Origin of the sequence: Azohydromonas lata NBRC 102462 (assembly GCF_001571085.1) — a bacterium.
GTDB lineage: Bacteria > Pseudomonadota > Gammaproteobacteria > Burkholderiales > Burkholderiaceae_C > Azohydromonas > Azohydromonas lata.
Genome location: NZ_BCTC01000075.1, coordinates 13,714 through 32,037 on the forward strand (window position 1 = coordinate 13,714; position 18,324 = coordinate 32,037).

An 18,324-nucleotide genomic window follows, 5' to 3' on the forward strand; every position below is an offset into this window, starting at 1 on the left:
GCACATGGCATCCGGCAAGTCACTGCTGAGCGAGCTGACCTCGCAAATCCTTTCCACCCCGGCCGAGCCGGGCCCACGCCGCAACCGTTCCGTCTCCGCACCCATCGCGCTGCTGCGCGAAGTGGAGGAGCGCGCCGAGCGCGGCACCCCGCTGCAATTGCGCCTGGACCAGATCGACGAGGGCCCCTACCACGTCGGTGCGCTGGACGCGCTGCGCGTGGACGCGCTCACCGAGAACCTGCGCCACAACCCGCAAAGTTCGCCGGTGGTGGTGCGCAAGAAGGCCGATGGGCGCTACGAGCTCATCGCCGGCCGCCACCGCAAGGCCGCCTTCGCGCAACTGCAGCGCCAGGAGATCGCCGCCACCGTCATCGCCCTCACCGATGACGAGGCCGAGCGCCTGGTCTTTTTCGACAACCTGCTTGCTCCCGCGCTGAGCGACTACGAGAAGTACCTTGGTTTTGCCCAGCGCCAGAAGTCCCGCGACAGCTCCTATGCCGACCTCGCCAAGGAGTCCGGTTGGAGCAAGTCGCAGGTCGCGCGCTTCTTCTCCTTCGCCAAGCTGCCGTCTGAAGCCGTCGACCTGCTCAAGACGCGCCCTGCCGCGCTGGGCGCCAACGCAGCGGAAAAGCTGGTTGGTTTTGCAAAGCAGCATCCCGGGCAAGTCACCGAGGTGGTCAAGGCACTGGTGGAAGAGCGCACCACGCAGGACGAGGCCATCAGGCAGCTTGGCGCGCTGGCCGCCAGTGCCGAGGTTGCGACGCAGGACAAGCCGTCCGCCGCATCGCGCGCCGCCGTGGTGGGCACGCAAAAACTGCGCGTCATGCACCAGGACCGCGTGTTTGCCATGGTCTCCGTGAAAGGCTCGCGCGTGGCCATCAAGCTCAGCGACGAGAGCGAGGCCGAAGGCGCCGTCAACGCCATCATGAATTACCTGCGCTTGCGTACCGAGTCGCAATAAGCGGCAGCCACTTCGCCACGAAGAGCCCCGGTTCCTTGGACCGGGGCTTTTTTATTTCCCTATGGTTCCGGTCTGTTCGGCACACCGTCCCTACTAGGGACGATTCGTCTCCAACGCCAAATATGCCGGACCCGCCTTTCGTCCCTACTAGGGACGAATGGTGTCGGCGGTGGCACGCGCTTCTGCACCGCACTCGTGGTGGGCGCTGCCTGCTCGTCGTCCCTAGTAGGGACGGCGTCCAAGCCGCTGTTCAACGCTCAGGTGCCATCGAGTGCGCGACCAAGGCTGTTCATCCCAGGTCATCGCTGACTCCACCGTGCTCATCCCGGATAACGGCGCGTACGTAGTCCCAGTAGGGATGGTGCGGCGACATGCCCGGCGATCCTGCCCAGCCGTCAGGCCCAAGCCGCCCCGGCGCAAACCATTCGTCCACCACGGTGGCCTGCTGCTCCAGGTTGAGCGCGGCCCATGGCGGCGACAGTGACGGCGGTGGCCGGTAGAAGGCGTCGCCGGCGTTTGGGCCGGCCAGCAGCCTGCGCCACAGGCGAGGGTAGTAGTGGCCATGGGCGATCTGCCAGGCGTGGGCCAACTCATGCACCAGCAATTTGCCCGGCGCGTGGTAAGTGCTGCTGCCGCAGTACATGGGCTGCGCAAATGTGCGTCCCCCCAGGTTCACCAGGATTTGCCTGCCCAGTCCCGGGCAAACGAAACAAGTGCCGCCCAGCCCGCACAGGTCTGTGACGACGATGCGCCACCCAAACGGAAAAGCCTTGCCGAAGACGGCCTGCGCCAGGGCCATTTCCTGCGGCTCCAGGTCGCGATGGCGAACCCACACCCGGCTGCCCCAGTGCGCCCAGGGCGTAAGCGGGCAGCGCCCAAGCCGGAGAAAACGCCGCGGCCGGCCCCGTCGCCGCCAGTGCACCGGCCCACGGTGCCCAGCCCCGAAAAAGCAGGCCATGCAGCTTGGCGAGGGCATTGTGCAGAGCGCGCTTCGCGGTCCGCATGCAGGCGGCAAGACGGCGCGGGGCCAGAAACGGGCAGGGCATGAGAGACGGATGGGGTGCTCGCGACGCTGGATCATGCCGGGCGTGCGGCATGCCCACGCGGAGTCCCAACGTGCCTTGGAACACGTTTTGCCGCTTCCCTGGGCCACCCACTCCGAGCAGCCAGCCATGTCCGCCACCTCATCCGCCTCCCCGCGCCACTCCATGCCCAGGGACAAGTTGAAATTCGTATTGCTGGAGGGCATACATCCCGGTGCCGTCGAGCTGCTGAAGGACGACGGCTACACACAGGTCGTCACGTCTCCCAAGGCGCTCGCGGGCGATGAGCTGGTCGCCGCCATTGCCGATGCGCATTTCCTGGGCATTCGTTCGCGCACGCTGCTCACCGACGAGGTGCTGGCCCGGGCACCCAAGCTCGCGGCCATCGGCGCCTTCTGCATAGGCACCAACCAGATCGACCTGCGCGCGGCCATGCGTCGCGGCATCCCGGTGTTCAATGCGCCGTTTTCCAACACGCGCAGCGTGGCCGAGCTGGTCATTGCCGAAGTGGTCATGCTCCTGCGGGGCATACCGCACAAGAACGCGGCGCTGCACCGCAACGAATGGCTCAAGAGCGCGGAGCGGTCCTTCGAGGTGCGGGGCAAGACGCTGGGCATCGTGGGCTACGGCCACATCGGCACGCAGGTCGGCGTGCTGGCCGAGCACTTGGGCATGCGCGTGGTGTTCCACGACATCGAGGCCAAACTGTCGCTGGGCAACGCGCGGCAGTTGGCCTCCCTCTCCGCCGTGCTGGCGGAAAGCGACGTCGTCACGCTGCACGTGCCGGAAACGCCGGCCACGCAGTGGATGGTGGGCCAGGCGCAGATCGCGGCGATGAGGCCGGGCGCCCACCTCATCAATGCCTCGCGCGGCACGGTGGTGGACATCGAGGCGCTGGCCGCCGCGCTGGAGTCCGGCCACCTGCACGGCGCCGCGGTGGACGTCTTTCCGCAGGAGCCCAAGGGCAACGACACCTCTTTCCGCTCGCCGCTCACGCATTTCGACAACGTGCTGCTCACGCCGCACATCGGCGGCTCCACGGCCGAGGCGCAGGCCAGCATAGGCCTGGAAGTCGCCTCCAAGCTGCTGCGCTACAGCAACAACGGCTCCACGGCGACGGCGGTGAACTTCCCCGAGGTGACGCTGCCCGAGCACACCGGCCGCTGCCGGCTGCTGCACATCCACCGCAACGTCCCCGGCGTGATGGCTGCCGTCAACGAACGCTTCTCGCAGGCGGGCATCAACATCGCCGCCCAGTACCTGCGCACCAACGACGAGGTGGGCTACGTCGTCATCGACGTGGAAGCCGACGCCAGCCAGGTGGCCCTGGAGCAGATGTGCAGCGTGGAGGGCACCATCCGCTGCCGCACGCTGTACTGACCACTTGTCACCCGTGGCCACGCCAGTCACGGGCGACAGGGCTGGCACCCGCAAGCGCCATTCCATGCCTTCGCCAAAAGCCTGCAGCGAACGCCACCTTCGATCAGCGCGCCGAGTCGTCCACGTAAGCCGTTGATCCGAAAACGAAAACGAGCACCAAGGGTTGAGTATCATTTTTTCTAAAGATATTTAAATATCAGATTATTTCCATTACCTGTTGCATATATCCAGTCTGAGCCTTGCAGGCGCGCCGGTCTTCGCAGCCGCTGCGCCGGTGTCGCGGCGGCCCGTCCGCGTCTGCATCCAGGACGCCGTGGTCAGCAAAGCGCAAGGAGCGCGCATGTATCGTTCAGGCCAAAGAGATTGCAGCGACGGCTGCGAGAACAGCGAAGTAGTTGAACGCCATGAAGTTGCGCTCGCACGTCATCGTGCTGGTACTGCTGACGATGCTGCCCATGCTTGCGCTCACGACGGGACTGATCTATTGGAACGCCCGCATCCAGCGCCAGTCCGTGGAGCGCGGCATGCAGCAGACCGTCGCGGCCATGGCCTATGCCCTGGACGAAGAGCTCCAGGTCACGATCGCGGCGCTGCAGGCCTTGACGGTGGATGCCGAGGAGACCGGCCTCACCGCGCAGGCCTTGCAAGCCCGCGTGGAGGCCGTTTGCAGCCGGCATCCCGGCTGGGCGTCAGTGGTGCTGGCCAAGGACGACGGACGCACCGTCATCCCGTTGTCGCGTTCGTCCGGGCCAGCCATAGCGGATGACGCATGGCGCAGCGCCGCCCACGCGCTGGGCGGTGGCCGGCCCGCCGTGTCCGAGCCTTACGCCAGCAAGCTGCCGGGCACCGATGCGACGGCGATCCACGTGCCCGTGGGTGCACGCCATCCGGGCGCCTCGCTGGCCGCCGTGATCCCCGGTGCGCATTGGGTGCGCTTCCTCCAGGAGCGCCTGGTTCCGGCGGGCTGGGTGGCCGGCATCATCGATGGCGAGGGCATCGTGATCGCCCGCTCGCGTGCCGCGGAGCGGTACGTCGGCAAGCCGGCCCCGGCGTGGGTGCGGGACGGCGCGCGCACTGCCGATTTCGGCCAGCTTGCGGGCCCGTCCTTCGAAGGCCAGCCCCTGTCGCTCGTGTTCCACCGCTCGGCGGTCAGCGGTTGGACCGTCGCGTTCGCGGCGCCTACCGAGGTGTTTGAGCAGCCCCTGCGCCAGTCGCTGCGGCTCACGCTGCTGTGCGGGCTGGGCTTCGTGACGGTGGCCGGCGTCCTGGCACTGCTGTACGCCCGGCGCATCGTTCGGCCCATCACGGAGCTGATGCGCTCGTCCTCGGCGTTGGGCCGGTTCGAGCGCCTGCCTGCGCTGCCGGACACGGCGGTGCAGGAGATCAACCATCTGTACCGGACGCTGGCCCAAGCCAGTGAGGCCATGGCCGCCGCCGCCGTGGCGCGCTCGCGTGCGCAGGAGGGCGAGCGCCATGCCAGGGAACTGGCGCAAGCGGCGGCTCGCCAGCACCGCCTGGAGCTCCATGCCCAGCAGTCCGAACACGCCAGCACGAGAAAGTCGCAGTTCCTGGCCACCATGAGCCATGAGATGCGCACGCCGCTGCATGCCATCCTGGGCACGGCGCAGATCCTGGAGCGCACGGTCCAGGACGGCAGCCAGTTGCAATTGGTCGGCTCGCTGCGCGTGGCGGGGCAGTCGCTTCTGGCGCAGATCAACGACGTGCTGGACCTGGCGCGCATCGAGTCCGGCAAGGTCGAGCTGGAGCTCGGCAGCTTCCTGCTGTCCAAGGTGCTGGGCGACGCCGTCGATGCCCTCATGCCGACGGCGCAGGAAAAGGGACTGCGGCTCACCCTGGAGCCGCTGCCCGCGGGCTTGTTGCGTCCGTTGCGGGGCGATGCGCGGCGCCTGAGGCAGGTCATCTACAACCTGGTGGGCAACGCCCTCAAGTTCACCGACCAGGGCCAGGTCTGCCTGGGTGTCCAGAGCCTTCGCGAAAACGAACGGCGCGTGGAGTTGCGCCTGTGGGTGCGCGATACCGGCATCGGCATCGCGGCAGACGAGACGGACAGGATCTTCGACGCTTTCGAGCAGGCCGACGGCGCTGCCGACCGCCGCCATGGCGGCACGGGCCTGGGCTTGGCGATCAGCCGGCAAATCGTCCTGCTCATGGGCGGCGAGATCGGTGTGCACAGCCGGCTGGGCGAGGGCAGCGAGTTCTGGCTGCATCTGCCGTTCGAGATCAGCGCGGAAGCCTCGCCCGCCACCGCGGCCACGACGCCGAAGGGAGCACGCCTGGCGGGCCTGCGCGTGCTGCTGGTGGACGACATGCAGGCCAACCTCGACATTGCACGGCACCTGTTGGCGTTCGAAGGCGCCTCTTGCGCCACCGCCAGCCATGGGCAGGAGGCGCTGCAGCGGCTGAGCGCCGCGCCGGCCGCGTTCGACGTGGTGCTCATGGATGTGCAGATGCCTGGGCTCGACGGGATAGAAGCCACGAGAAGGCTTCGCGCCGAACCGCTGGCGATCGACGTGCCGGTGATCGCGCTCACCGCGGACGCGCTGCCGCCCCAGCGTGAACGCGCGCTGCAGGCCGGCATGAACGACTTCCTGGCCAAGCCCTTGGAGCTGGAGGACCTGGTGGCGTGCATCCTGCGCTGCACGGCGCAGCTGCCGCGGCCCAAGCTGGAGGTGGCACCCACGGTCGCGAGTGAAAGCGGCGATTTCCCCGTCATCACCGGCATTGACCGTGCGCAGGCCCAGGGCCGGTTCATGGGCGACCGGCGGCTGTTCCTGCGCATGCTGTGCACCTTGCGTGACGAATACGCCGATGCACCGCGGCAATGGCGGGCCGACATCCAGCAAGGCGACTTCGAGGCCGCCGCCGGGCGGGTCCACAGGCTGGTGGGCCTGGCCGGCAATCTCTCGGCGGCCCGCGTCGTCCACCAGGCCAAGCGGCTGGAGCTGGCGCTGCGGGAGCACCGCGTCGGCTCCCTGGTGGAGCTGCTCGACAACCTGGAGCAGGCCTTGGGCGAAGTCCTGGCGGCCATGCCGACGGACAGCGAGGACGACGCGCCGGCATCCGGGGCGCGTGGCGATCAGGCGGATCAGGCGGATCAGGTCGGCAGCCTGCCGATAGAGCGCATCCTGGCGCTGCTGGACGCGCTGCAGAGCAACGACATGGCGGCGCTGGAGCTTTTCAACGGGTTGCGCGCGCAACTGCAAGACAGGCATGGCCGCGACAAGGTGGGCCTGCTCGCCCAGGCCCTGGACGCACTGCGGTTCACAACTGCGTCGGCCCTGCTTCTCGACTGGTATCCCGATGCCCGCCGGCCCTCCTGAGGCCGCTGCCATGGGGCCGCTGCCCTTCAGCAGCGCCTGGTCTTACCGGCCCAAGGAATAAAACTCCGCATTGGGCCGAATATTGGCCACATTGGCCAAGCGATTGGACATGCCGAAAAATCCGGCAATGGCGGTCATATCCCAAATGTCCTCTTCCACGAAGCCATGTATTTTCAGCGCTTCAAAGTCCGCCTCGCCGACCAAATGGGCGGCTTGGGAAACCTTGAGGGCAAAATCCAGCATGGCCTGTTGCCGCTCGGTGATGTCGGCTTTGCGGTAGTTGGCGGCGACCTGGTCCGCAATCAGCGGGTTTTTGGCCCGAATGCGCAATATGGCGCCATGGGCAATCACGCAATATTGGCACTGGTTGACGCTGCTGGTGGCCACGACAATCATTTCCCGCTCCGCCTTGGACAGGTTGCCGGGCTTTTCCATCAACGCGTCGTGGTAAGCGAAGAATGCGCGAAATTCATCCGGCCTGTGGGCCAGCGCCAGGAAGACATTGGGAATGAACCCGGATTTTTCCTGCACGGCCAGGATCCGCTGCCGAATATCCTGCGGCAACTCATCAAGTGCCGGCACCGGAAAACGGCTCACTGCAGCCTGTTCGGGTGGTGTCATTGCTGTCTCCTTTGTCGTCCTGATAGGGATGGCCGCAATGATAAGGCGCCCATGCGCCTTGTGCGCTATCAGGCGATAGTCCGATTTTATTTGCACTCAGAAAATAGTTGATGTCCAACAAGCCAAGGATTGCAAGGGTACGGAGGTCTGGTGCCACTTGATTGGCATTGAAAATCTGCGCTTGGTTTTTCGAGGCTGGAGTGATTATTTTCAGTAGATAAGGCCGTTGCGCGCCAGGACGACAGTATGGGTGCATCCATACCGTTCGTTTTTATGCGAGCATTTTTCGCCTTGACAATGAAAAGGCGGTGGTTTCGCGAATAAGCCTGCTTGGCCCGGCAACGGCCGGGGTTAACGCAGCCGTGCAGTACGCCGCCAAACAGGAGTTTTCCGTCTTGCCGATGACGCCTGCGCGGGCCGTTCAGGGCAGGGCGGCCGGCGCCGTGCCCGCCTCGCTGCGCCTGAGCACGGGCAGTTGCACGATGCGCTCGCCCTGCAGCGGCACCGCCTCGCGCACCGTCAACAGCGGCGGCTGCGGCGTGCAGCGCTCGGCGCACAGGGCCAGCAGGTGCTCGGGGGTGGGCCGCATCTGCCAGAAGCTCCAGCGCGCGGCGTCATCGCCCAGGGCGGGGTCCACGCTCAGGCGCACCTCGCTCTCGCCGCGCAAGGCAAAGCCGAACTGCTCCAGCGGCAGCGACAGCCCCAGGCCACGCGCCTTGATGTAGGACTCCTTGAGGGTCCAGTACGCGTAGAAGCGCTCCTGCAACGCCCATTCCGGCATGCTGGCCAGGTCGGCCGCCTCCGGCGGCGAAAAGAAGCGCTGCGCAATGTCCAGCGAGCCCCGCCGCGCGCTGACCTGCTCCACGTCCACGCCCAAGGTGCGGTGGCGCGACACGGCCAGGGCGATGAGGCCGCGGGTGTGGGAGACGTTGAAGTCCAGCCCCTGGCAGCCGTCGCCGGCTTGGGCAATGCGGGGGCGGCCCTGGGCGTTGGCGGCGAATTGCCAATCGGCCGGCGCCAAGGGCGCATAGCGCGACAGCACGGTGCGCACCAGCGCGCGCGTGAGCAGGTAGCGCTTCTGGTCGTACGGAAAGTGAAACCGGACCTCCTGCGCGCGCTCGGCCGTCGACAGCAGCGCGCGCATCGGCGCCAGCAGCCGCTCGTCCGTGACCTGGTCGTCACGCACCAGCCAGAGGTGTATTTGGCCCGCGTCCATGGCCATCGTTGGGCTGCAATTCATTGCGGTCTCAAATGGATCGTAAAAAATACCTCAGCCCTGGGCCACGCACAGCAATTGGCGGGCTGAGATTCGGGTCTCATGCGGATAACCAAAGGCGCTGTTGACATACCGGACGCCGTCCAGCACGACATTCCGGTTGATATGGCTGTGCCCATACACGTGAATCTCGGCCTTGAAGCCGCGCAGCGCGGTTTCAATTCGCGTGCTGCCCAAAACCGGGTCCAGCATGCGGTGCTGCTTGGGCACGATGGCGGGAATCAGATCCAGCCGCGGCATGAAATGGGAAAACGTGATCACGCGGCTGCCCGCCGGCGGCTGCACCTGGGGGTTGAGGGCCTCGAAGTGGGCCGCCACGTCCGCGGGCTGCATGTGCGCCGGCCAGCGGCAGGCGCGAAAATCCGCCCAAGCCTGTTGCAGTTGCGGGTCCGGCTCGCCGAAGGAATAGTCATACCAGCCCAGCAGCGGCATGAAAAACCAGGGCCCCAACTGCTGCGGCTCCATGCCGGCACCGCAGGAGGCCACGGCCTCGCGGACGCGGGCGAATTTCAGCAGCGAGTCGCCGCCCTGCGCGTCACCCAGCACCCATAAATCATGGTTGCCCGGGACGAAGAACACCTGGCGAAAGCGCCGCGCCAGGGTGTCCAGGCATTCCAGCAGCAGGGACGGCCGGTGGCTGACGTCGCCGGCCAGTATCAGCACGTCGTCCACATGATCGGTGCGTGACAATTGCTGTACCCATTGAAGGTTCGCGTCGTAATCGACGTGAATATCGGACAATGCAAAAACTCTCATTGCACACAGGCCTGAACGCATTGGGCCGCGCTGGACGCAGGGCCGGCAAAACTATAGACAGTCGCTTGCTGATTCATGGTGTTTTTCCATGGCAATTTCCCGGTGCGCACGCGGCAGGCGCCGTTTTTCCTATTTTAGGCGTTGAAAAATGCCTACGCGTGGGTCGCCGGTGCATTATGGCGTGAGCTTTTCGGACTATGAACCGGCAATGGTTCTGCAATTGCCGGGCATACTATTTTGCTGTGGGCAAGCGCCCGCATGAACAAAGCTTTTGCATGGCCGACATGAATTCATCGACGAGACGGCGACCGCGCGGCCTGGCGCGGCGTGACCTGCTGCTGACGCTGGGCGTGGTGGCGCTGCTGCTGGGCGTGGCCGCGCCGCGGCTGCTGCAGCGCCAGCAGCACCCGGAAGCCTCCGTGGCGCGGGTGCAGCTCGAAGCGCTGAACAAGGCGCTGCAGTCCTACCGCATGGACGTGGGCCACTACCCCAGCGACGCCCAGGGCCTGCAGGCGCTGCTGCAGCGGCCCTCGGACGCGGACGGCGAACGCTGGCGCGGCCCCTACTACCCCGACGCCCAAGTGCTGGACCCCTGGGGCGCGCCCTTCGTCTACCGCTTCCAGGGCACGGTGGGCCGGGGCTATGAGCTCTACAGCCTGGGCCGCGACCGCGCACCGGGCGGGCAGGGCGAAGACGCCGACATAGGCCGCTGAGCGCGGGCGCGCTCCCGCCCGCGGTTCGGCCGGGCGCCGCTCAGGGCGCCGCGGGCGCGGCCGGCGGGGCGGCGTCCTGCGGCGGCAGCCTGGGCACCTCGTCGGCCGGCAGCAGCGGCAGGCGGCGGGGCTGCGCGCCGTCCTGCGCTTCGCGCATGGCCTGGTAGCGGGACTTTGACAGCACCGTGTCCATGGCCACGGGCTGCACGGCGGCCAGCGTTGCCGGCGCAACCAGGGGCGTGAAATCGAAGGCCGGGCGGCGCTTGTGCAATGCGGTCAGGCCCGTCTTGAACATCGACCCGGATGCTTGGCGGCGCTTGCTGCCGAGGTGTTGACCCTCCTTGTCGGCGCCGACACAAGCACGGTGCGCGGCTTCACACAGCTTGACGCGCGGGACGCAAGGCGTTGACGCGGCGGCGTGACGATGCCGCCATCCCCCATGCCTCACGCCTTCATGAAGACGACGTTGCTGCCTGCGCTGCAGGCTTCCGTGGTCGCGCTGTCCTTGTGCGCCGCAGCCCCGCCCGCATCCGCCGTGGCCGCCGTGGGCCTGCCCGCCGCCTCGGCGCCTCGCCCCGCGCTGCAGGGCTGGTGGCAGGGCTTTCATGATGCGGACATAGACCGGCTCGTGCCCGCCGTGCTGCGCGCGGCCGATGCTGCCGCCCCCAGTGCGCCGCGGCCGGCGCAGCTCGTGGCCGTGCTCATCGGCCTGCGCGAGTACGCCACGCATGCGGCGCTGGCGGCCGAGCGGCTGGCCGCGCTGCAGGCGCAGCGGCGGCTGGCGGCGGCGTCGCGCCCGTCGCGGGAGGCCGCCGCGGCGCTGGAGCGGCTGGACACCCGCGTGCGCGCGGCCCAGGACCAGCTCTACGTGCACCTCCAGCTGCGCGACGCCTACCTGGCCTCTTGGCAGGTGATCGCCGGCCCCGTCTCCGGCACGCTGCCCGTGTCGCTGCCGGCGGGCCTGAGCGCCGCGGCACTGCCCTCCTTCGAGGCGGAGCCGCCCACGGCGGTGCCGGACGACGCCCCGGCCGAACTGGCCCGGCCGCTGCACGCGCTGAATTCGGCCCACACCGCGCTGGCCCTGGCGCTGGAGCAGTTGCAGCGCAGCGAAAGGCATTTCCACAGCCGCCATGCGCGCGACGGTGCCGGGGAAGATGAACGCTTCCCGGCCAGCGCCCAGGCCCTGGAGGGCTATGCGCAACTGCTGGCGCAGGCCGACGCCGTCGTCTCGGCCAAGGCCCGCCTGGCCCTGGCCTGGGTGCAGTTCCACCAGGCCTTGGGCGCGCCCTGAAGGGCGCGGCGAGGGCTGCCGGCGCGGGAAACAAGTCCATACGCCTTGGCACCATCGGAGGCTTGCCGCAGGGGCATGCCGATTGCAGGCTGCCGCGCACAGGCCCAGGTGAGCGCCGGCGGCAGCGTGAAGGCGCAAGCCGCACAGGCGACGGTTTGCTGGGCTGGGGCGGTGAGCGTCGCTGCAGGCGGTGGCGCCGTCGCGGTCCAGGGAGGGCAGGCCTTGCGCAACCGGCCGGGCCTGCACGAGCAGCTTCATGAACGCCTATCAGCGCCCCGAATTCCCCGCGTCGCAGCCCGGTGCCGAGCCGGCCTGCGCCGACGCCTTGTCGGCCGACTTCCGTGTCCTGTTCGAGGCCACGCCCTCGCCGCTGCTGGTGCTCAAGCCGCCGCACTGGCGCATCGTGGCCGTCAACGACGCCTACCTGCTGGCCACCATGAGGCGGCGCGAGGATCTGTTGGGGTGCCCGCTGTTCGAAGCCTTCCCCGACGACCCCGACGACCCGCACGCCAATGGCGTTTCCAAGCTCGGGGCCTCGCTGCAGCGCGTGATGGCTACCGGCCAGGCCGACACCATGCCGCTGCAGCGCTACCCCATACGCCGGCCCGCGGCGCAGGGCGGCGGCTTCGAGGAACGCTGGTGGAGCCCGGTCAACGTGCCCATGCCGGGGGCGGACGGGCGCGTCGCGCTGGTCCTGCACCGCGCGGAGGACCTCACCGGCATGGTGCCGGGGGGCGCCGGCACGCAGGACGTGCACCACCTGCCCCCCGGGCAGCAGGCGCTGCTGGAGCGCGTGCGCCACGAGATGCTGGCCACGGCGCGGGCGCAGGCGGCGCTGCGCGCCAGCCAGTCGCGGCTGGCCATGATCTTCGAGCGTGCGTCGGTTGGGCTGTCGGAGATCTCGGTGGACGGGCGCATCCTGCACACCAACCCGGAGCTTGCGCGCATCGTCGGCCTGCCGCCGCACCAGGTGTGCGGCCTGTTCGTCACCGACGTGACGCACCCGGAGGACTTGCCCGCCACGCTGGAAGCCGTGGCCCGCGTGCTGGGCCCCGAGGGCTACGCCGTGCTGGACAAGCGCTACGTGCGCCCGGACGGCACCTGGGTGCATGCCCAAAGCAGCGTGACGCGGCTGGACCCGGAGGAGCCCGGCGGCGAGCCCACCATGCTGGCCGTCACCGTGGACTTCAGCGCCCGCCACCGTGCCGAGGCCGCGCAGCGCGCCAGCGAGCGGCACTTCCGCGCGCTGGTGGACCTGGTGCCCGACTTGCTGTGGAGCAACGACCCGCTTGGGCGCGTGGAGTGGTTCAACGGGCGCTGGAGCGAGTACACCGGGATGGCCGAACGCGACGGCTTGGGCGACGGCTGGATGGCGGCCATCCATCCCGACGACCTGCCGGACACCCGGGCGCTGTGGCGGCAATCGTTGCGCAGCGGGGACGGCGTGGTGCACGAGCACCGCATACGCCGGCGCGACGGGCAGTACCGCTGGCACCTGTTGCGTACTCAACCCGTGCGCGACGCGCAGGGCCGCCTGGAGCGCTGGTTCGGTTCGGCCACCGACGTGCACGACCAGCGCATCGCGCGCAACCTGCTGGAGCGCCGCGTGCAGCAGCGCACGGGCGAGCTGCGCACCGTGCTCAACAGTGCGGCCAGCGCCATCGTCGCCACCGACATGGCCGGGCGCATCACCACGCTCAACCCGGCCGCCGAGGAGTTGCTGCGGCAGCCCGCCATACACGCCGTGGGCCGCCCGGTGCTGGACTTCATCGACAAGCGCACGCTGCGCCGGCGCATACACGGCCTGCCGCAGGAGGTGCGCCGCGTGCTGTGGCCGCACTCCGAGCCCCATGCCCGGCGCTGGCCGGCCGTGCCCGGCGGCGAATGGCGCTGCACGCGCGCCGACGGCAGCAGCTTTCCGGCGCTGGTCAACGTGAGCGTGCTGCGCGACGAGCAGGGCCAGCCCACGGGCTTCCTGGGCGTGGTGAGCGACCTGAGCGAGCGCAAGCGGCTGGAGCAGGCGCTGCGCCAGCGCACGGCACAGGCCGAGGCCGCCAACCGCGCCAAGAGCACCTTCCTCGCGCACATGAGCCACGAGTTCCGCACGCCGCTCAACGCCGTGATCGGCCTGAGCCACCTGCTGGGCCGCATGGAGCTGCCGGAGCGCGCCCAGGGCTTCGTGCGCCACGTCGAGCAGGCCGGCGCGCAACTGCTGGCGCTCATCGACGACGTGCTCGACCTCTCGCGCATCGAAGCCGGCGAGATGCGGCTGGAGCAGGTGCGCTTCAACCTGCAGGACCTGCTCGACGGCGCCGTGGCCCTGGTGCGGCCGCAGGCCGACGCCAAGAAGCTGGCCCTCGTCCTGGACGCCGCGCCGGGCCTGCCCGCGGAGCTGCTGGGCGACCCGCTGCGCTTGAAGCAGGTGCTCATCAACCTGCTGGGCAACGCCGTGAAGTTCACGGCCCAGGGCCGCGTGACGCTGCGCGTGCGCGAGGTGGAGCGCGCTGAACACGACCTGCGCCAGGCCACGCTGCGCCTGGAAGTGGCCGACACCGGCATAGGCATAGACCCGGCCAAGCAGGCGCGCATCTTCGAGCCCTTTACCCAGGCCGACAGCTCCACCACGCGGCGCTTCGGCGGCACGGGCTTGGGTTTGTCCATCGTTCGCCGCCTGGTCGGGATGATGGGCGGCGAGCTGACGCTGGACAGCACGCCGGGGCAGGGCAGCACCTTTGGCGTGGTCTTGTCGCTGGAGCTGCCGGTGTAGGGCCGGGAAGGGACGGAAATCCGTCCCTCCGTCCGCCGGCGCTTGGGCGAGCGTCGGTTTTCCGTCCGCCCGCGGCACTCCTGAAGCCGCCGCGCCATGATGAATCAACGGCTTACGAGCGCCGGACGGCCTTGGGGCCTGCTGGCACGCTCCCTGCGATGTAAAGCACGTCGTGCGGATTTCCGCACCGCCCAACCCGCAGGAAGCCGTTGTCCATGTCGTTTCTCCCGCGTTCCCGTCTGCTGCCGCTGCTGGCCCTGGTGCTGGCCGCGGCGGGCGTGCGCGCGCAGGACATGGGCACGCTGGAGCGCATCGCGCAGACCGGCACCATCAACCTCGGCCATCGCGAGTACGCGATGCCCTTCTCCTACTACGACAGCAGGAAGCAGGTCGTGGGCTACTCGCATGAGCTGTCGCTGCGGGTGCTGGAGGGCATCAAGGCCGAGCTCAAGCTGCCGGCGCTGACGCTGCGGCTGGTGCCCGTGACGGCGCAGAACCGCATCGCGCTCGTGCAGAACGGCACCGTGGACCTGGAATGCGCCGCCACCTCGCACACCGTGGAGCGCGAGCGGCTGGTGTCGTTCTCGACCTCCATCTTCGTGGTGGGCCTGCGCATGCTGGTGCACAAGGACTCCGGCCTGCGCGACTTCGCCGACCTGGAAGGCCAGACCGCCGCCGTGACCACCGGCACCACGTCCGAGCGCATGCTGCGCACCTACAACGAAAGCCACGGCCGGCGCATTCACATCGCCCTGGCGCGCGACCAGGGCAGCGCCTTCAAGATGCTGGAAGAAGGCAAGGCGCAAGCGGTGGTGCACGACGACGCGCTGCTCTACGGCGAGCGCGCCAAGTCCAGGAAGCCTGACGATTGGACGGTGGTGGGCACGCCGCTGGCGTCCGAGGTGTACGGCTGCATGCTGCGCCAAGGCGACACCGCGTTCAAACAGGTCGTGGACCGTGCGCTGGAGCGGCTGCTGCGCTCCGGCGAGGCCCGCGCCCTCTACACCAAGTGGTTCCAGCGCCCCATACCGCCCAAGGGCCTGAACCTGAACTGGCCGCCCTCCGACGGGCTGCTGGAGCTGTACCGCAACCCCAACGACAGGCCGCTCGGATAGCGCCGCCGTCCACCGCCCCGATGTCCTGAGCACCGTGCCCGGCCAACCGCCGCGGCGCCGCAACGGAGCCCCCGCGCCGCAAAAGGGCGCGGGGGGAACTCCCTCCCGAATCGCTTTTCACCGAAAGAGGAAAACCTCCCATGCTGACGAAGAAGTTCACCCGTTCGCTGGCCGCCGCGCTGCTGGGCCTGGCGCTGGCCGCCTCGGTGCATGCGCAACAAAAGCCGCAAGTCTTGATCCTGGCCACCGGCGGCACCATTGCCGGCGCGGGCGCCAGCGCCGCCAACAGCGCCACCTACCAGGCCGCCAAGGTGCCGGTGGACAAGCTCATCGCCGGCATTCCCGAGATCGCCAAGCTGGCCGACGTGCGCGGCGAGCAGGTCTTCCAGATCGCCTCCGAGAGCTTCACCGACGAGCACCTGCTGACCCTGGGCCGCCGCGTGGCCGCGCTGGCCAAGCAGGACAACGTGGACGCCATCGTCATCACGCACGGCACCGACACGCTGGAAGAGACCGCCTTCTTCCTGAACCTCGTGGTGCCCACCGACAAGCCGGTGGTGCTGGTGGGCTCCATGCGCCCGGGCACGGCGCTGTCGGCCGACGGCGCGCTCAACCTCTACAACGCCGTGGCCACCGCCAGCGACCGCGCCTCGCGCGGCAAGGGCGTGCTGGTGGTGATGAACGACGAGATCTTCTCCGGCCGCGACGTCGCCAAGACCATCAACATCCGCACCGAAGCCTTCAAGAGCCCCTGGGGCTCGCTGGGCATGGTGGTGGAAGGCAAGACCTACTGGTTCCGCGCCCCGGTCAAGCGCCACACCGTCAATTCCGAGTTCAACATCGACAGCGTGAAGTCGCTGCCGAGCGTGGGCATCGCCTACGGCAGCGGCAACGCCACCGACGTGGCCTACAAGGCCCTGGCCGCCAGCGGCGCCAAGGCCATCATCCACGCCGGCACGGGCAACGGCTCGGTCTCCGCGCAGGTGGTGCCGGCGCTGCGCGAGCTGCGCCAGCAGGGCGTGCAGATCATCCGCTCCGCGCGCGTGACCGGCGGCGGCTTCGTGCTGCGCAACGCCGAGCAGCCCGATGACCAGTACGACTGGGTCGTCTCCCACGACTTGAACCCGCAAAAGGCCCGCATCCTGGCCGCCCTGGCGCTCACGCGCACGACCGACGCGCGGGAAATCCAGCGCTTCTTCATGGAGTACTGATCCGCTGGCGCTGCGCGTTGGGCGGTTAACGAAGGAGAAAGACCTTGGCGACTTGGGACTGGCAAGTCTTCTGCAACAGCACCCTGGGCGAGGAGCCCACGGGAAGCTGTTTCGGCAGCAACGGTGACGTCACTTATCTGGACTGGCTGCTGTCGGCATGGGGCTGGACGCTGTCCGTCTCCAGCCTGGCGCTGGTGGTGGCGCTGGCCACCGGCATCCTGATCGGCATCCTGCGCACGCTGCCCTCGGCACCGTGGCGCTGGTTCGGCAATGCGTGGACGGAGCTGTTCCGCAACATCCCGCTGCTGGTGCAGATCTTCATGTGGTACCACGTGCTGCCGCAGGTCTTCCCCGCGCTGCAAAAGCTCCCCAGCCTGGTGCTGGTGGTGTTCGCGCTGGGCTTCTTCACCTCCGCCCGCGTGGCCGAGCAGGTCAAGGCCGGCATACAGGCCCTGCCGCGCGGCCAGCGCATGGCGGGCCTGGCCATGGGCCTGACGCTGGCGCAGACCTACCGCCACGTGCTGCTGCCCATGGCGCTGCGCATCGTGGTGCCGCCGCTGACCAGCGAGAGCATGAACATCATCAAGAACTCGGCCGTGGCCTTCGCCGTGTCCATCGCCGAGCTGACCATGTTCGCCATGCAGGCGCAGGAGGAAACCTCGCGCGGCGTGGAGATCTATCTCGCCGTCACGGGCCTGTACTTCCTGTCGGCGCTGGTGGTCAACCGCGTGGCCAGCTTCATCGAGCGCGCCATGCGCGTGCCGGGCCTCGCCACCGGAGGTGCCAAGTGAATCTCGACTTCTCCTTCCTCACCGGCTCCGTGCTGGTGGACTACGTCTCGCGCGGCTTCGCCTTCTCGCTGCAGCTCACGCTGGTGGCCATGCTCGGCGGCATCGCGCTGGGTACGGTGCTGGCGCTCATGCGCCTGTCGGGCAAGGCGGTGCTGGCGGTGCCGGCCGCGGCCTACGTCAACACCATGCGCAGCATCCCGCTGGTCATGGTCATCCTGTGGTTCTTCCTGCTGGTGCCCATGCTGGTGGGCCGCTCGCTGGGGGCGGAGGTGTCGGCCACCATCACCTTCACGCTGTTCGAGGCCGCCTACTACTCCGAGATCATGCGCGCGGGCATCCAAAGCGTGCCCAAGGGCCAGGTCTACGCCAGCCAGGCCATGGGCATGAGCTACCGGCAGAGCATGCAGCTCGTCATCCTGCCCCAGGCCTTCCGCAACATGCTGCCGGTGCTGCTGACACAGACCATCGTCCTGTTCCAGGACACCTCGCTGGTCTACGCCATCGGCGCCTACGACCTGCTCAAGGGCTTCGAGGTCGCCGGCAAGAACTTCAACCGGCCCATCGAGACCTACCTGTTCGCGGCCTGCGTCTACTTCGTGATTTCCTTCAGCCTGTCCATGCTGGTCAAGCGCCTGCAGGCCAAAATTGCCATCATCCGTTGAGTGAGCAACACCATGATCAAGATCAGCAACGTCAGCAAGTGGTACGGCAGCTTCCAGGTGCTCACCGACTGCACCACGCACATCGAAAAGGGTGAAGTGGTGGTGGTGTGCGGCCCGTCGGGCTCCGGCAAGTCCACGCTCATCAAGACCGTCAACGCGCTGGAGCCCATCCAGAAGGGCGACATCGTCGTCAACGGCGTGAGCATCGCCGACCCCAAGACCAACCTGCCCAAGCTGCGCAGCCACGTGGGCATGGTGTTCCAGCACTTCGAGCTGTTTCCCCACCTGTCGGTGACGGAAAACCTCACGCTGGCGCAGATCAAGGTGCTGGGCCGCAACAAGGACGACGCCCTCAAGCGCGGCCTGAAGATGCTCGACCGCGTGGGCCTGAGCGCA

General features: G+C 68.2%; 16 protein-coding genes. 11 read left to right on the forward strand and 5 right to left on the reverse strand.

Going from position 1 to position 18,324, the window contains the following annotated elements:
* Positions 1-4: 4 nt before the first annotated feature.
* Entirely contained in the window at positions 5-961 is a 957-nt protein-coding gene (locus ALA01S_RS21585; RefSeq protein WP_066340885.1) for a ParB/RepB/Spo0J family partition protein, read from the forward strand.
* A gap of 289 nt (positions 962-1,250) precedes the next feature.
* Here ALA01S_RS21585 and ALA01S_RS21590 read toward each other — a convergent pair whose 3' ends face one another.
* Positions 1,251-1,796, reverse strand: a complete 546-nt coding sequence (locus tag ALA01S_RS21590) for a type III secretion system effector protein (protein ID WP_157119170.1) — start codon at positions 1,794-1,796, stop codon at positions 1,251-1,253.
* Between the two features lie 337 nt (positions 1,797-2,133).
* On the opposite strand from ALA01S_RS21590, the gene serA reads away from it, so the two are divergent.
* Positions 2,134-3,384, forward strand: coding sequence for a phosphoglycerate dehydrogenase (gene serA / locus ALA01S_RS21595; RefSeq protein ID WP_066340926.1), 1,251 nt, complete (start codon positions 2,134-2,136; stop codon positions 3,382-3,384).
* A gap of 404 nt (positions 3,385-3,788) precedes the next feature.
* Positions 3,789-6,725 carry an ATP-binding protein gene (locus tag ALA01S_RS21600; protein ID WP_066340894.1) on the forward strand — a complete coding sequence of 979 codons (2,937 nt, stop codon included), beginning with the start codon at positions 3,789-3,791 and terminating at the stop codon, positions 6,723-6,725.
* A gap of 42 nt (positions 6,726-6,767) precedes the next feature.
* On the opposite strand, the gene ALA01S_RS21605 is transcribed toward ALA01S_RS21600, so the two are convergent.
* From ALA01S_RS21605 to ALA01S_RS21615, 3 genes are all read right to left on the reverse strand, one after another.
* Positions 6,768-7,346, reverse strand: a complete 579-nt coding sequence (locus ALA01S_RS21605) for a peroxidase-related enzyme (RefSeq protein WP_066340895.1) — start codon at positions 7,344-7,346, stop codon at positions 6,768-6,770.
* A gap of 421 nt (positions 7,347-7,767) precedes the next feature.
* Positions 7,768-8,586, reverse strand: coding sequence for a 4'-phosphopantetheinyl transferase family protein (locus tag ALA01S_RS21610; protein ID WP_084267798.1), 819 nt, complete (start codon positions 8,584-8,586; stop codon positions 7,768-7,770).
* Between the two features lie 30 nt (positions 8,587-8,616).
* A complete protein-coding gene (locus ALA01S_RS21615) occupies positions 8,617-9,399 on the reverse strand; it encodes a metallophosphoesterase (RefSeq protein ID WP_307189689.1) in 783 nt (260 codons plus the stop codon).
* 263 nt (positions 9,400-9,662) lie between these two features.
* On the opposite strand from ALA01S_RS21615, the gene gspG reads away from it, so the two are divergent.
* Complete coding sequence (gspG, locus tag ALA01S_RS21620) at positions 9,663-10,091, forward strand: type II secretion system major pseudopilin GspG (RefSeq protein WP_066340928.1); 429 nt, start codon at positions 9,663-9,665, stop codon at positions 10,089-10,091.
* 40 nt (positions 10,092-10,131) lie between these two features.
* Here the strand turns inward: gspG and ALA01S_RS21625 are convergent, their stop codons facing one another.
* Entirely contained in the window at positions 10,132-10,386 is a 255-nt protein-coding gene (locus tag ALA01S_RS21625) for a hypothetical protein (protein ID WP_066340902.1), read from the reverse strand.
* Positions 10,387-10,545: 159 nt separating this feature from the next.
* On the opposite strand from ALA01S_RS21625, the gene ALA01S_RS21630 reads away from it, so the two are divergent.
* The 7 genes from ALA01S_RS21630 to ALA01S_RS21660 all read left to right on the forward strand — a co-directional run.
* Complete coding sequence (locus ALA01S_RS21630) at positions 10,546-11,382, forward strand: hypothetical protein (RefSeq protein ID WP_157119171.1); 837 nt, start codon at positions 10,546-10,548, stop codon at positions 11,380-11,382.
* Positions 11,383-11,638: 256 nt separating this feature from the next.
* Entirely contained in the window at positions 11,639-14,149 is a 2,511-nt protein-coding gene (locus tag ALA01S_RS21635) for a PAS domain-containing sensor histidine kinase (protein ID WP_066340910.1), read from the forward strand.
* Positions 14,150-14,364: 215 nt separating this feature from the next.
* Positions 14,365-15,264 carry a transporter substrate-binding domain-containing protein gene (locus ALA01S_RS21640; RefSeq protein ID WP_066340912.1) on the forward strand — a complete coding sequence of 300 codons (900 nt, stop codon included), beginning with the start codon at positions 14,365-14,367 and terminating at the stop codon, positions 15,262-15,264.
* A 140-nt stretch (positions 15,265-15,404) separates the two neighbouring features.
* Positions 15,405-16,475, forward strand: coding sequence for a type II asparaginase (locus ALA01S_RS21645; protein WP_066340917.1), 1,071 nt, complete (start codon positions 15,405-15,407; stop codon positions 16,473-16,475).
* Between the two features lie 44 nt (positions 16,476-16,519).
* Positions 16,520-17,266 (forward strand): amino acid ABC transporter permease, encoded by a 747-nt coding sequence (locus ALA01S_RS21650; protein ID WP_066340919.1) that lies wholly within the window; start codon positions 16,520-16,522, stop codon positions 17,264-17,266.
* On the forward strand, positions 17,263-17,928 hold the full coding sequence (locus tag ALA01S_RS21655) for an amino acid ABC transporter permease (RefSeq protein WP_066340921.1): 666 nt from the start codon (positions 17,263-17,265) through the stop codon (positions 17,926-17,928). The genes ALA01S_RS21650 and ALA01S_RS21655 overlap by 4 nt, the downstream gene beginning before the upstream one ends.
* Positions 17,929-17,940: 12 nt before the next feature.
* A partial coding sequence (locus ALA01S_RS21660; RefSeq protein ID WP_157119172.1) for an ATP-binding cassette domain-containing protein occupies positions 17,941-18,324 on the forward strand: 384 nt, incomplete at its 3' end.

Excerpts from the sequence above, each read along its gene's own strand:
- ALA01S_RS21585 (WP_066340885.1), top strand. The coding sequence starts at position 5 with ATGGCATCCGGCAAGTCACTGCTGAGCGAGCTGACCTCGCAAATCCTT.
- serA (WP_066340926.1), top strand. The coding sequence starts at position 2,134 with ATGTCCGCCACCTCATCCGCCTCCCCGCGCCACTCCATGCCCAGGGAC.
- ALA01S_RS21600 (WP_066340894.1), top strand. The coding sequence starts at position 3,789 with ATGAAGTTGCGCTCGCACGTCATCGTGCTGGTACTGCTGACGATGCTG.
- ALA01S_RS21605 (WP_066340895.1), bottom strand. The coding sequence starts at position 7,346 with ATGACACCACCCGAACAGGCTGCAGTGAGCCGTTTTCCGGTGCCGGCA.
- ALA01S_RS21610 (WP_084267798.1), bottom strand. The coding sequence starts at position 8,586 with ATGAATTGCAGCCCAACGATGGCCATGGACGCGGGCCAAATACACCTC.
- ALA01S_RS21615 (WP_307189689.1), bottom strand. The coding sequence starts at position 9,399 with ATGCGTTCAGGCCTGTGTGCAATGAGAGTTTTTGCATTGTCCGATATT.
- gspG (WP_066340928.1), top strand. The coding sequence starts at position 9,663 with ATGAATTCATCGACGAGACGGCGACCGCGCGGCCTGGCGCGGCGTGAC.
- ALA01S_RS21625 (WP_066340902.1), bottom strand. The coding sequence starts at position 10,386 with ATGTTCAAGACGGGCCTGACCGCATTGCACAAGCGCCGCCCGGCCTTC.
- ALA01S_RS21630 (WP_157119171.1), top strand. The coding sequence starts at position 10,546 with ATGAAGACGACGTTGCTGCCTGCGCTGCAGGCTTCCGTGGTCGCGCTG.
- ALA01S_RS21635 (WP_066340910.1), top strand. The coding sequence starts at position 11,639 with ATGAACGCCTATCAGCGCCCCGAATTCCCCGCGTCGCAGCCCGGTGCC.
- ALA01S_RS21640 (WP_066340912.1), top strand. The coding sequence starts at position 14,365 with ATGTCGTTTCTCCCGCGTTCCCGTCTGCTGCCGCTGCTGGCCCTGGTG.
- ALA01S_RS21645 (WP_066340917.1), top strand. The coding sequence starts at position 15,405 with ATGCTGACGAAGAAGTTCACCCGTTCGCTGGCCGCCGCGCTGCTGGGC.